General features: G+C 52.7%; 12 protein-coding genes. 11 read left to right on the forward strand and 1 reads right to left on the reverse strand.

The annotated features are described in order from the left end of the window. Positions 1-205: 205 nt before the first annotated feature. The 11 genes from EAH74_RS22670 to EAH74_RS22720 all read left to right on the forward strand — a co-directional run bounded on the left by EAH74_RS22670 (position 206) and on the right by EAH74_RS22720 (position 11,781). Complete coding sequence (locus EAH74_RS22670) at positions 206-1,663, forward strand: FAD-dependent oxidoreductase (RefSeq protein ID WP_140681210.1); 1,458 nt, start codon at positions 206-208, stop codon at positions 1,661-1,663. A gap of 134 nt (positions 1,664-1,797) precedes the next feature. Further along, positions 1,798-2,415, forward strand: a complete 618-nt coding sequence (locus EAH74_RS22675) for an acyltransferase (RefSeq protein WP_140681211.1) — start codon at positions 1,798-1,800, stop codon at positions 2,413-2,415. Further along, entirely contained in the window at positions 2,408-3,364 is a 957-nt protein-coding gene (locus EAH74_RS22680) for a glycosyltransferase family 2 protein (protein WP_140681212.1), read from the forward strand. Before EAH74_RS22675 ends, EAH74_RS22680 begins: the two co-directional genes overlap by 8 nt. Positions 3,365-3,372: 8 nt before the next feature. Next, positions 3,373-3,897: a serine O-acetyltransferase gene (locus EAH74_RS22685; RefSeq protein ID WP_140681214.1), complete on the forward strand. Its 525-nt coding sequence runs from the start codon at positions 3,373-3,375 to the stop codon at positions 3,895-3,897. A 43-nt stretch (positions 3,898-3,940) separates the two neighbouring features. Then, complete coding sequence (locus tag EAH74_RS22690; RefSeq protein ID WP_140681215.1) at positions 3,941-4,918, forward strand: glycosyltransferase family 2 protein; 978 nt, start codon at positions 3,941-3,943, stop codon at positions 4,916-4,918. Positions 4,919-4,925: 7 nt separating this feature from the next. Continuing rightward, positions 4,926-5,861: a DUF535 family protein gene (locus tag EAH74_RS22695; RefSeq protein ID WP_140681216.1), complete on the forward strand. Its 936-nt coding sequence runs from the start codon at positions 4,926-4,928 to the stop codon at positions 5,859-5,861. Positions 5,862-5,936: 75 nt separating this feature from the next. Further along, complete coding sequence (locus EAH74_RS22700; RefSeq protein WP_140681217.1) at positions 5,937-7,139, forward strand: glycosyltransferase; 1,203 nt, start codon at positions 5,937-5,939, stop codon at positions 7,137-7,139. Next, the gene (locus EAH74_RS22705; protein ID WP_140681218.1) at positions 7,136-8,323 is read left to right on the forward strand and encodes a glycosyltransferase family 2 protein; all 1,188 of its coding nucleotides are present in this window, start codon (positions 7,136-7,138) and stop codon (positions 8,321-8,323) included. The genes EAH74_RS22700 and EAH74_RS22705 overlap by 4 nt, the downstream gene beginning before the upstream one ends. Next, complete coding sequence (locus EAH74_RS22710) at positions 8,323-9,057, forward strand: WecB/TagA/CpsF family glycosyltransferase (RefSeq protein ID WP_140681219.1); 735 nt, start codon at positions 8,323-8,325, stop codon at positions 9,055-9,057. The genes EAH74_RS22705 and EAH74_RS22710 overlap by 1 nt, the downstream gene beginning before the upstream one ends. Positions 9,058-9,487: 430 nt before the next feature. Next, positions 9,488-10,582, forward strand: a complete 1,095-nt coding sequence (locus EAH74_RS22715; protein WP_240050544.1) for a hypothetical protein — start codon at positions 9,488-9,490, stop codon at positions 10,580-10,582. 77 nt (positions 10,583-10,659) lie between these two features. Further along, positions 10,660-11,781 (forward strand): glycosyltransferase 61 family protein, encoded by a 1,122-nt coding sequence (locus tag EAH74_RS22720; protein WP_140681224.1) that lies wholly within the window; start codon positions 10,660-10,662, stop codon positions 11,779-11,781. A 77-nt stretch (positions 11,782-11,858) separates the two neighbouring features. Here EAH74_RS22720 and EAH74_RS22725 read toward each other — a convergent pair whose 3' ends face one another. Next, complete coding sequence (locus EAH74_RS22725; RefSeq protein ID WP_140681225.1) at positions 11,859-13,283, reverse strand: undecaprenyl-phosphate glucose phosphotransferase; 1,425 nt, start codon at positions 13,281-13,283, stop codon at positions 11,859-11,861. Positions 13,284-13,561 lie beyond the last annotated feature (278 nt).

Genomic DNA, 13,561 nt, shown 5'->3' on the forward strand with positions numbered 1-13,561 from the left:
TGAGGCTTTGAATCATGAGAGAAACTGATTTGAATACCTCTGTGATGGGGCGCAGACGCTTCCTCCAGGCTTCTGCTCTATTGAGTCTCGGGGGGCTCATGTTCGGATTTTCCAAAGCCGTTGCCCGGCCTTCTGCTGCTAAATCCGAGTTTGTTGTCATCAACGGATGGGTGCTGCCTGCCCAGCATTTTCGGCAAACACACGCATGATCAAAGACTACCAATCGCAGAAAGAACTCCGCGACCACTATGACGTCTGCATCATAGGCGGTGGGCCGGCCGGCATTACGCTGGCCTTGCGTTTGGCCGGTAATGGTCGGCGTGTGGTGCTTGTCGAGGGCGGCGGGCACGAGTATTCGCCGGCTTCGCAGGGCCTCTACATGGTCTCATCGTCAGGCCTCGAGATGTACGCTCATGAAACACGCCTGCGTTATCTTGGCGGGACCTCCAATCACTGGGCCGGGCGATGCCGTCCATTCGAACAGTCGGACTTTACCGTGGGCCCTCCGGTGCCCGTGCCGGGTTGGCCCATCGCGTTTTCCGAGATCGAGCGCAATCTGTCGGCGGCCATGGATATTGTCGATCTTCCGCCGCACTCCGGATTCAAGGCTATCAATGCGAGTTTGGACGGCACCGACTTTGACGCTGATCGTTTCCTGCTAAGCCCGCCGACGCGATTTGCACAAAAGTATGCCAAGGAACTTAATGACACCGAGGGGCTGGATGTCTTCATCCATTGCAATTGCGTCGATCTTGAGTTCGACAGCAAGACCGGCCGTATAGCAACGATAGTCGTCTCGGACTACCAGTTGCATCGAGAGCGAGTCACGGCAAAACAATTCATTCTGGCGACAGGCGCGATCGAGAATGCCAGGCACCTGCTCAACAGCGAGTCCTTGGCAGCGGGCGGTATCGTAAGCAAGGATGGTTTCGTCGGTAGATGCTTCATGGAGCACCTGAACGTCGAAATGGGAACCTTCATCCTGAACGACGAGCAGGGTACAGATGCTCGGAAGGAGTACTTCACGACCGATGCATTCGTGATGGAGCACAAGTCAGGTAAAGGGAATGTGACGGCCACGCTTGTAGCTGAAGTGAAATCCTATGGGCGAATGGCTGCCATCAAGAGCTTTTTCGAGAACCTCGTTTGCGAAGTGGGTGCGGAACGCAAGGTTGAATTTATTGCCAAGTTCGATTGCCCTGGGGATGGGGTGCTCGGCACGCTGATCGAGCAGTTTCCCAACCCTGATAGCCGAATCTCATTGCTCGACGAGCGAGATGCGTTAGGGATGAGGAAGGCAAATGTTCATTGGGAACTGACCCCGGCAGACAGAAATACCGTCAAGTCCATAGGGCTCGAAGTGGCAAAGTGTTTTGCCGAGACCGGGTTGGGCTTTGTCAAGCTGGAAGAATACGTTTATGACGTCGATTTGCCACTGAAGCTCAATCCCCATGCTCATCATATGGGGACCACGCGCATGGCGACTTCGCCTGAGTTTGGCGTTGTCGACGAGAACTGCAAAGTATTCGGCGTTGAGAATCTTTACGTGGCGGGCAGCAGTGTTTTCGCTACAGGCGGTGCCTGTAACCCCACGATGCCTCTTTTGCAAATTGTTTTAAGGCTGGCGGAACATCTTAACCATCAGATGGGCAGGTATTCCTGAGGGGGGAGCATGTGTAGATTATTTGGGTGTTGGATTTTAGGGAAGCGTCTACTCTTAGGGAAGTGGTAATGAAGAATCAGGGTGTATCTAACCCTGGCACAGGTGTCTATCGCTGAATTAATGAGGCTGACAGGATGATTGGTCTACTAAAACGTACTATTGCTTATATTGCAAAAACAACGGGGCATGGGACCTCGCTCTATAAAAAATTCTGTAAGCCGGACGGGTATGAATGGGCTAAACATATGGTTCGATGGGGATCTTTGCACTCCATCGGTAAAGGCGTATGGATAAATCCTGCTGCCAACATAACTGACCCGTCGCTGGTACGACTCGGAAATAATGTAGGTTTATCTTGTTGTACGCTGTTCGGCCACGATGGAATAATCGGCATGCTCGAGGTGCGCTTTGATAAAAAGCTGGACTCTGTCGGCCCTATCGATATTCTTGATAATTGTTTTATCGGCTATGGTTCTATCATCATGCCGCGTGTGACTATTGGCCCTAATTCGATTGTCGCGGCCGGTGCTGTAGTCGTAAAAGATGTTCCGCCTGGGGTAGTGGTTGGGGGTAATCCAGCCAAGGTTATCTGTACCTTGGAAGAAGTGTTGGCGAAAGTCGAAGAGCGTAGCGCCACTTATCCGTGGATTGAGCTTATCAGGCAGCGCGATGGTGTATACGACGCGGAATTTGAACCGAAGCTTATAAAAATGAGAGCGCAACACTTTTTTGGCGAGCAACCCAATGGTTAGTGCTCCCCTTGACGTGTTGGTGGTTAATTACAACACAGCGGAGTTGTTGCAACCGATGTTTAATGCGTTACGCCAGTCAAATAGCGTGGATCGCACGCGCTATTTGGTGGTGGATAATGCCTCTGTCGATAATTCGCTGGAATGTCTGGCAACTATTTGTCCAGAGGCATTGCAACTCGCCAATGAAAATAATGTTGGCTTTGGGCGTGCCAATAATCAATTGGTTGAACACCTGCAGGGCAAGTATGCGTTGCTCCTCAATACCGATGCCTTTGTTGCTGCGGATACGCTGAGCAAGACGCTCGACTACATGGAGACTCATCCTGATTGCGGTGTCCTCGGCGTTCGATTGGTTGGACGAGAGGGTGATTTACAGCCCTCCTGTCGCTATTTTCCAACGCCGTTAAATGTCTTCCTTTCGCATACAGGGCTTGAACGCTTTTTCCCTGTGGTGAAAAGAGTCGACGACATGGCCTGGGATCATGCTTCGGTGCGTGAGTGCGACTGGGTGCCCGGGTGCTATTACCTGATCCGCCGTGAAGTCATCGACCAGGTTGGCTTGTTCGATCCGCGCTACTTCCTTTATTTCGAGGAGATAGATCACTGCAAACGCGTTAAACAGGCAGGCTGGAAGGTCGTTTACTACCCGCATACTACGGTGGTGCATATCGGCGGTGAAAGTGCCAAGTCTGTTGACAAACTCAATGCGGATAGTCGTCAGCTACCCACGTTACAAATCGAAAGTGAGCTTTTGTACTTCCGCAAACACCACGGTCTGCCTGGTTTAGCCTCACATATGCTACTGGTGAGTCTGGGTGATCTGATTTTGGCGCTCAAAGCGCTATTGAAAGGCCGTGGCCGGGCCGCTTTAGGGGCGTGTTGGCAGCATACTCGTGTGACCTGGGCGCTGCTGCGTGATACCAAATTCGCTAGCCAACCAACACGGTAGAGCCATTTATGTTCGAAAACATACGTGCGGACTTACGTGCATACGCCGGAGACTGGGGGGCTCAGGGGTTTTGGGTGATGGTGGTTTATCGCTTTGGGCGCTGGCGTTACAGTGTGCGACCGGCACTGCTACGCAAGTTGTTCTCCTTTATATACAAAGTGCTCTTCAAACTGGTGCAGATCGTCACGGGTATCGAGCTGCCGTGTGAGGTGGTGGTCGGGCGCAACTTCGTCATCGATCATTTCGGCGGAATCGTGATCAGTGGCTATGCGCAGTTCGGCGATGATTGCCGCATCCGCAATGGCGTCGTCGTGGGCCTCAAGAATGTGAGTGAGCCGATTGCTCCGGTGATGGGTAACAATGTTGATATCGGTGCAGGGGCCAAGGTACTGGGCAATATCCGCATTGGTAACAATGTCGTGATTGGTGCAAATGCTGTGGTGCTGACCGATGTACCGGACGACTCGATGGCAGTGGGCGTGCCTGCGACTATCAAGAAAAGGAAGTACGCAGAATCGAGGGAATTCTCATGAACCACCCGATGGATTACTTGAACTGCGTCGTTGAGTGAACGCCATGACTATGGGGATTGGTGTCGTTGTTATCGGTCGCAACGAAGGCCTACGGCTTGAGCGTTGTCTGACTTCCCTCGTCGGTTCGGCGCAGAAGGTTGTTTATGTCGACTCTGGATCAACGGACGGTTCAGTGCAGATGGCACTGAGGCTTGGGGTCGAGGTGGTCGAGTTGGACATGACGATTCCCTTTACGGCTGCGCGTGCACGCAATGAGGGATTTTCCTGCATGCAACGCTTATTGCCGGCGATGCGTTATGTGCAGTTCGTCGACGGTGATTGTGAGGTTGTCGGCGGTTGGCTGCCCCGGGCGCTGGCCTTTCTTGATACACATCCTGACGTCGCGGTGGTCTGTGGACGGCGCCGTGAACGTTTTCCGCAGCACTCTGTTTACAACTTACTGTGTGATTTCGAATGGGATACGCCGGTAGGTGAGGCCAAGGCATGTGGTGGCGATGCGCTGATGCGGGCTGACGCTTTCGCCGAAGCGTCCGGGTTTCGACCGGGCCTTATTGCCGGGGAAGAGCCTGAATTGTGCGTGCGACTGCGTGGGAATGGTTGGAAGGTCTGGCGTCTGGGTGAGGAAATGACCTTGCACGATGCAACCATGACCCGGTTCGGCCAATGGTGGCAGCGTACCCTGCGCGGTGGTTATGCCTTTGCCGAGGGCGCATTTTTGCATGGGGCCGCACCGGAGCAACATTGGTTGCGTGAGTCGCGCCGTGTCTGGTTTTGGGGATTGGGCGTCCCGCTGGCGACTGTTATCGCGAGTTTGGTGTTGGGATGGTTTGGGCTGCTTCTTCTGCTGGTCTATCCATTGCAGGTCGTGCGCCTCGCCCGCGGGGGCGATAGATCCACGCGCGAAAACTGGCTGCGGGCTTTCTTTCTCGTGCTGGGGAAATTTCCCGAGATGCTCGGGCAAGTCAAGTTTCTACTGAACAGATTCGGCGCCGGCAAGACGGCGTTGATCGAATACAAGTGAGACTTATATGAATAATTGGGTGATATTAAAGAGCGTGTTTTTTTTACACGCCGGGTATTCTTTAAGGGCATTGAATAATAAGTTTAAAATGCTGGTTTTAGTTGCAAAAAACTGGTCCGAGCTAAAGTTGTTTTGCGAGCGTATGTCGAGCGCTCTGGGTAAGTCCGGTGTAGAGAAGTTAGGCGGGGATTGTGTGGGCGTTGTTCATTGGCCCTACATCAGTAGAAGCTGGAGCCCAAAGAATAAACTTAGTGTGTTGGCCTCGCATTACGAAGTGGTTACCAAAAGCTGTCCGCAGTTATTGCTGTTGGGGCGAAGTGACAGTTTGATGCTGAGTGATTTGTCGGAGTTTGCTGCTGGCTGTTCCCTGGTGCTGGATCGTCCCTTCTGGTTTATGCGTGAAGGGGAGCTGGTGTTGAACTTGTTTCAAGGTGATCTGCGCATTGCATCAATAGCATTCACCTTGTGTCGTACGGACACTGAGTTATGTATTTTTATCGGCGCCGTTCAAGGGATACATAAAGGCGTCGAGAGTGAACTGTCGTTGAGTATCTACAGGGACCTGACAAAAGACTTTGAAGGCCTTCGGCCAAGAAGCTTTCTGATCGAAGTTATTAAATACATTGCCATTAACATTGGTGTTGAAAAAATTTATGCGGTAGGGGATGGGTATCGCCACCATCGTCATCCGTATTTTGGTGCTCACAAAGCTCTAGAACTGGCGGCAAATTATGATGTGATCTGGTTAGAGCATGGAGCGACTCCATCAGAGCGCGAAGATTTTTTCGAGATTCCCATGATTCTGTCCAGGAAACCGCTCGACAGTATTGCTTCAAAAAAACGCGCCATGTACCGCAGGCGCTATGAGCTGCTGGACGACACCTTTAAAAAGATAGACAGCGTGTTGATAGGTAGTTATAGCAGCAACCGTATGGCTAGTTAACGTTCCTGAGACCTGTACTACTGTGGGATTACTTGCAGTAATAATCCACCGCAACGACAAATAAGTCTGGTTCCTATGCGTATCGCTTATTTCATCAATCAATACCCCAAAGTCAGCCATAGCTTCATTCGTCGCGAGATTTTGGCGTTGGAACGTCAGGGGTTTGTGGTGCAGCGCATTGCTCTGCGTGGCTGGGATGCCGAATTGGTGAATGCCGAGGACGTGTCTGAACGCGATAAAACCCAGTATGTGCTGCAGGGCGGAGTCAAAGAGCTGTTAGTGCCTGTGCTGCAGGTGCTGCGCGCCCAGCCCCGACGGTTTTTTTCGGCGCTGTGGCTGGCGCTACGCATGGGCCAGCGGGCCGATCGGCCCTGGCCGTACCATTTGGTCTATTTGTTTGAGGCATGTCGCGTACTGTCTTGGTTGCAGGCGTTCGGCGCCGAGCATGTGCATGCGCATTTCGGCACCAACTCAACCGAGGTGGTGATGCTGGCCAATGTACTCGGTGGGCCGGCGTACAGTTTTACCGTGCACGGGCCGGAAGAGTTCGACAAACCGCAGTTTATTCATTTGGGCGAGAAAGTCCGGCGCGCAGCTTTTGTCGCGGCGATCAGTTCTTATGGGCGTAGCCAGCTGTTTCGCTGGGTGGCTCATGCGCACTGGCCAAGAGTAAAGGTGGTGCACTGTGGGCTGGAGCGGGCGTTTCACGATGTGCCGGCCGTTGCCGTGCCATCCGCGCCGCGGTTGGTTTGTGTAGGTCGTTTGTGTGAGCAGAAGGGGCAGCTTTTGCTGCTTGAGGCCGCCCGCATTCTGGCAGCACAAAACGTGGCGTTCGAAATAGTACTGGCCGGCGATGGGGAAATGCGCGCGGAAATCGAAGCCCTGATTGCACGGCATGGCTTGCAGGCGCAAGTGCGAATTACCGGCTGGATCAGTAGCGATCAGGTGCGGGCGGAAATTCTTGCGGCGCGGGCCTTGGTGTTGCCGAGCTTCGCCGAGGGTTTGCCGGTGGTCATCATGGAAGCCATGGCCTTGCGCCGGCCCGTACTGACGAGCTATGTGGCGGGCATTCCCGAGTTAGTGCGACAGGGTGAGAACGGTTGGTTGTTTCCCGCTGGAACTGTGGATGAGTTGGCGGCGGCACTGGCGGACTGCCTCGCGCAACCTGTCGAGGTATTGCAGCGAATGGGCGAGGCGGCTTATCAGAGAGTGCTGGAGCGACACGACATCGATATCGAAGCAGCCAAGTTGGCTAATTTGTTTAGGGCGCAAGCATGATCACATTACTTAGTTGGCTGTTCAGCTTACTGCTGATACTCATCCTCCTGCCGGTGTTGGTGCTGTTTGTACAGATGCTAATGGCCTGCCTGCCTGCACGGTCGCGCTCGTCGGCGCAAGGACCGCGACCGCGGGTGGCGGTGTTGATACCGGCACACAATGAATCCTCGATCATCGTCGCGACGTTAAACAGCATTCGGCCGCACCTGCTTTTGGGTGATCGCCTGTTGGTGGTGGCGGATAACTGTTCTGACGACACGGCGGCGCTGGCCCGCACAGCGGGCGCCGAGGTGGTGGAGCGCAGCAATGATCAGCAGCGTGGCAAGGGTTATGCGCTGGACTGTGGGGTGCGTCATTTGTCGAGTGATGCGCCGGAGGTCATGATTGTTGTCGATGCGGATTGCCAGGTGGCCGAGGGTTCTATTGAGCGTTTGGCAATCTGTTGCATCGACTCAGGGCGGCCCGCACAAGCACTTAATTTAATGCGTGCTCCAGCAGGTTCCGGGCTAAAAGTGCGGCTAGCCGAGTTTGCCTGGTGTGTGAAGAATCGGGTACGGCCTCAGGGTTGGACTCGGCTTGGTTTGCCCTGTCAGTTAATGGGCACGGGAATGGCTTTCGTCTGGCGGGATCTGACGTTGATCAATTTGGCCAGTGGTCACATCGTTGAAGATTTGAAGATGGGCCTGGATTTATGCCGAAGCGGCAAGCCGCCTGTGTTCTGCCCCGATGCCCTGGTGACCAGTTACTTTCCGCGCAGCGATGAAGGTTTGACTACCCAGCGTACGCGCTGGGAGCATGGTCATCTAGGAGTAATCCTTGGGGATACGCCAAAGTTACTGGTGGAGTCGATTGGCCAGCGTAACTGGAGTCTGCTGGCGATGACGCTGGATTTGCTGGTCCCTCCGTTGGCCTTATTGACGTTGGCCTTGGCGGCGGCATTTGGTCTGTCATGGTTGGTATTTATACTGTCGGGAGCTTTGGCGCCAGCATTGATAGCTTCTTCCGGGGTGGCAATATTGGGGGTGACTATCTTGCTGGCATGGAGCCAATTTGGTCGCGGGATTATTTCTTTTTCAGCCTTGTTGTATGCGCCGTTCTACGCGATGAAGAAAATCCCTCTGTACCTCGGATTTTTGCTTAAGCGCCAGGTTGAGTGGGTGCGTTCGAAGCGAGATGACAGCTAATGCGTGCTTTATCCTGGCAGCACAGCTGGCAAACGATTACCCAGAAACTCAGGGTGATCAGCGATGTTGATGACGAGCAAGCATTGATTGATGCGTTATCCAGACCTGACGTGACGACAGTGCTCGGGTTCGCCAATGCCCATGCCATGAATCTGGTGGCGGCTAATACCGACTACTTTAACGCGCTGCTGGCTGCGGACGTGTTATTACGGGATGGCTCCGGCATGGCTATCCTGTTTCGTCGCCTTGGCCTGGAGCCGGGGCTAAATATGAATGGCACCGATTTCATTCCCAAATTACTGGCCGCGTTCAAGGGCCGGCGCGTGGCTTTCTGGGGTACTGATGAGCCCTTTCTAGCCAGCGCGGTGCAGCGTAGCGAAGCGATATTTGCGGTCAATGTAGTCTCTGCTCACCATGGTTTCGCGCCGGTGGATGTCTACATAAACCTTGCCCGGCAGTTTCAGCCGGAACTGGTTGTGTTGGGTATGGGTATGCCCAAGCAAGAAGCCGTCGCGGCGAGGCTCGCCGCCAGCGGCGTGCCCTGTCTTGTCGTGTGCGGAGGGGCGATCCTGGATTTTCTCGGTGAAAAGGTGACTCGCGCTCCGCAATGGGTACGTAGTCTCGGGTGTGAGTGGGTGTTCAGGTTCATCAGTGAGCCAAAGCGCTTATTCACTCGCTATGTGGTGGGTAATCCGATGTTCTTGTTGCGCACGTTGATCTATAGGAATTTCTGACGCACAGGAAATTGACACTTGGATGGACTTCCCTGCGTCATAAAAAACACGACTGAAGTATCTTGCAAAACTCCGGTGTAGCACCTTTACTCAGGTTGGACTTATCGACTTGACGGGCGTGTTCGGGGTTGTTTTTTTCATTAAGATTGGCGTCAACAAAATGGTGTCGGACAATCTTGATTTCAGGGAAGGTGTTGCGAGTTTTTCGCAAGAAGGAAAGGTGTTGTTCCAATTAGACGGCAGTTTGTGTCGGTGCTGTAATTAGGAATCATCACATATCTTGCAAAAAAAACGTGCTCTGCTGTCGAGCGCTAATTTCAAGTATTTAGTTTGTTGATTTGTAAACTAAAACGCCCCTTCCTTGAATTGTGCTAATAACCAAATGAAAAGATATATAGCAGAATTAATACGTAAGCTGATATCGCCTTCGATGCGATTCGAGCTAAGAAAAGCTGTCGCCTGGCTGCGGGATATACTTGGCCGAGCCTGTTTTTGGCGCTGGGAAATTGTCAGATTTCGTCTGCGGGAAGACAGTCCTTACGACATCCTCTATGTAGGCAGGAAATCACAACGGGAATTTGTGAAGGTGCTCATGGGCGCTGACACTCACATGGCGGACAGCAAGTTAAAACTGGATAACTCCAGTCGCACGGTGTGGGTCAGTGAAATGCCAACCTTGGGTGCATTGTATGTGCCTCAATATTTGAGTGCTGTCGTGCCGCTGAGCCGGTCAATTGACGATATCACCGCCAGGTACAACACCGAGTTACGTCGAAATTTGCGCAAGAACCGGCTGCGCTACCGTATGAAGCAGGCATTAAACGATGACGAGATAGACATCGCAGACCGGGAAATGCTTAAACCTTATGCCAGCGCAAGGCATGGTGCATCCGCCTCTCAAATTGAATCGCATGAGGTTCAAAGGGTGGCAAAAAATGCCGGACGGCTCGATCTAGTACTGCTGGAGGATGAGATTGTTGCATGTCATCTTGGGTGCGTAATTACCCGGGCAGGGAAGCGCTATTGGAGTACGGTCCGTTTCGGTTATCCCGACGCTGTTTTTTCTGATGCTAAAAAGTTACGTGAAGTTAATTCGATTACTACGTTCATGGCACTTGAGTGGGCGATAGAAAACGGCTTTGACTATTATGATATCGGAACTTGCCTGGCACGCCCGGACGATGGACTTCTTGAGTGGAAAAGAAGGCGTGGCGGCGATGTTGATACGTTGGGTAATTACGGTTATTTGTTCGTTCGACTGCCCAAGGTAGGCGCGGCTCAATTTCTTTGGGAGACACCGCTATTTGCTGTCGAAGGCAAGAAGTTGACACTTCACCTCGGGTTGCCGGACGGTCCGAGTGACGAGGAAGTTGCTAGTCGATATCGCGAAATGGGTTTTGGTGGGCTTTTCAAAATATACATTCATTGCTCCAGAGCGCCGGGAGAAACGCTTCTCGACACGTTGCGCGGTCGCTACGCTCATCTGAAGTCACCCCCTGTCCTGGAAAGTGTTGTATCCACTTGAACAGGTTGTTGATTTTAAATGAAGCAGTTTTCGCCATAAAGGCTGTTTCGGTATAACCACATTTGAATGGGGTGCATATGTCGGAATTCAATGCATTGACGAGTGATAGCCAATCAAAGTGGAGCCTTGCTGCGTATAAACACATGTTTAACACACGGCTCACACGCCAACCGTCGTTATCCCTGCGAAGCCAGGCCGTGAAAACCTGGGAAATTGCTCCAGGTGAAATCTCAAATGCTCCGCCGGCTTTTTTCCTTCCCGACCAGCTCGAACGTGTGACCGGGTGGGCAGGAGATCTTTTTTATCCTTATGAACATCCCCGTCGCACAATGGAAGGCATCGGTAGTGTTGAGCATGGCGCAACACGAGGCTACCTGCTTAAAGATGTCTGGTTAATTGATGGCGCTCTCTACAAAGGTAATGCCAAAGCATCGTTGTCGCCCAGATCCGGATGGTTGCCAAATATTCGTGTAGAAAACGAAATTGATCGCGGCGCGATGTATTGCACGGCGGGGGGAAATAAATGGTTCGGCTCCTGGTTAATGGATGATTGTATAACCTATCCAATTGCATGCGAGGAGGGCGTTCCGGTGACCACGGCAGCGTCTGCCAATCTTGTTTCCACTGTCACGAACGGCATACTTCATACCCCCGGCTATGAGGACTGGCTTGGCATGACCCCGGTTCGTTTACGTAATGCTTTTTTTCGTGAACTCGTGATCTTTGACGATCTGTGTCAAAACAGAAATAAGCATTTGCGTTTTCGTGCGATGGGGGGAAAGTTGCTTTCACACGTCAACGTTTGCTCTCACCCTGGCGTGTTCATTCTGCGAGGGGGCACAGGTGAATTGCGATTGTTACGCAATGAAATGGAGCTTGCCGAGCGCCTGCGTGACCGCAGAGATTTTCGTATTATCGATCCTGCGAAATCCGACGTGCCGACCATCGTCGCGGCCTGTGCCGGGGCACGAACCGTGGTAGGGATTGAGGGGAGTCATCTTATACACGGCGTTAATGTGCTGCAGCCAGGTGGTTCGCTACTGGTTTTGCAACCGCCTAATCGTTTCCTCTGTTTTTTCAAATATCTAACGGATCGCGATCAACAAAATTTCGGTTTTGTGGTCGGCACCCCAGAGGGGGACGGTTTTAGTGTCGATCCTGATGAAGTGGAGCGCACGCTGGACCTCTTTCCATCCTGATACGGCGAGGCCGTTGTTGGCCTCGCCGTTATTCCGCATCAAATGGGTTTAGATATCGTCCAGACGCTCAAGACTGGCTAATAAGCATGTTTGCCGGAGAAGGCAAACACCGTTCGTAAAAGAATGACGAAATCGAGCCATAGCGACCAGTTGTTGATGTACTCGATGTCCGAGTCAACACGCCGAATCATCTGATCTATATCCTTCGTTTCACCACGATAGCCACGTACCTGAGCCAGGCCTGTGATGCCCGGCTTAATGTTGTGACGCGCAAAGTAGCCCGAGACGTCGGGCGAGTACTGCACATCGTGTTGAATAGCGTGCGGGCGAGGCCCCACCAGAGACATTTCCCCCATCAAAACGTTGAACAACTGCGGTAACTCATCCAAGCTGGTCCGCCGAATAAAGGCCCCAACCCTGGTCATGCGCGGGTCATTCTTTTGCGCCTGCTTGACGATGCCGTCTTCAGGCTGATGGACGACCATGCTTCTGAACTTCCAGATCCGAAAAGCTTCTCCACTCCACCCCATGCGCTGCTGACGAAAGAATATGGGGCCGGGGCTATCGAGCTTGATGGCAATGGCGACGGCTACCAGGATTGGCGCTGCAAGAACCAAAATGAGAAAGGCCAGGACTTTGTCCTCAAGGTTCTTCAGAAACAGGCGCATCCCCATCAGCGGAGTTTCAGACAAGGTCAGCACGGGAATGCCGGCAATTTCGCGAACACTGTGGTTGATCAGGCGCAACGAGAAAATGTCAGGCACCCAGTTAACAGAGATGTGTTTATCGAACAGCCTTAAATAAACATCCTGGATGACCTCTGAGCCACCCAGAGGGGTCACGAAATAGACGGTACGAATGGCATGTTTAACAACTAACTCGTCAAGGTCGGAGATATCGCCCAGTATCGCCAGACGTTGCGCCCCTTCCGGACTTTCCTTTCCCCGATCATCGTCCGCGCCAATCAACACACAGCCGACTATTCGCTCACCGAGCCAGGGATTATTGCTGATCTTCTTGTGAAGATAGCTGGCCAGCTCGCCGGAGCCAATGATGAGCGAGTTTTCCAATTGAGTCGGGTGGGCCAAAAACTTCTTCTGCATCTCGCGTGTCGCGAGGTGCAAAAGCAACTGAGCAAAATATCCAACAACAAATAACTGCCCGACCAATAAGCGCGAGTACTGTTCACTTTGCTTGGTAAGAAAGGCCATGGCAACGAGAAAGCCAAACGTGGCGGTCCACGCTTTCAAAAGCTTGAAGGCTTTGACGGTAAAACCAACATTGCTGCGGTAAATAGCATAGTGGTCGTACACGACAGCCAACGCCCCCAGCAGCAACAGGAGCAGGATGACATAGGACTGCGTTATGAAGCCGATATGATAATTGATCAAAAACCACGCAACACCGGTCACCGCAACACAATCGAGACCAGCCTGGATAACGATACTGGTACTGCTTCTTCGCTGGAGCACGGAACGGGTACTGTTGGGCTCAAATATCATATTTAGACCTCATGTCTGCTGCCCCTCGCGCTCGATGATGACGCGATTCAGTTCATGCTGCCCTCGCTTGAGAGCGTTGGCGTCACCGTGATTAGCCAGCCACCTTCGAAAATGCAGGCTTTGGGAGCATGTGGCGACGCGTGCTATCACTTTAGCAGTGCTGTGAAATCATTCACTGAATCTGCGTAGTTCTGAGTAGTTTAGTAGAACCTCCGGGCTTGAAAAAATGAAGCCCATCGAGATACCGACCGGCCGGCAGCGGGGCCGTCCGCGGTGTC

It is taken from the genome of Pseudomonas mandelii (genome assembly GCF_006438925.1).
Taxonomy (GTDB): Bacteria; Pseudomonadota; Gammaproteobacteria; order Pseudomonadales; family Pseudomonadaceae; genus Aquipseudomonas; species Aquipseudomonas mandelii_C.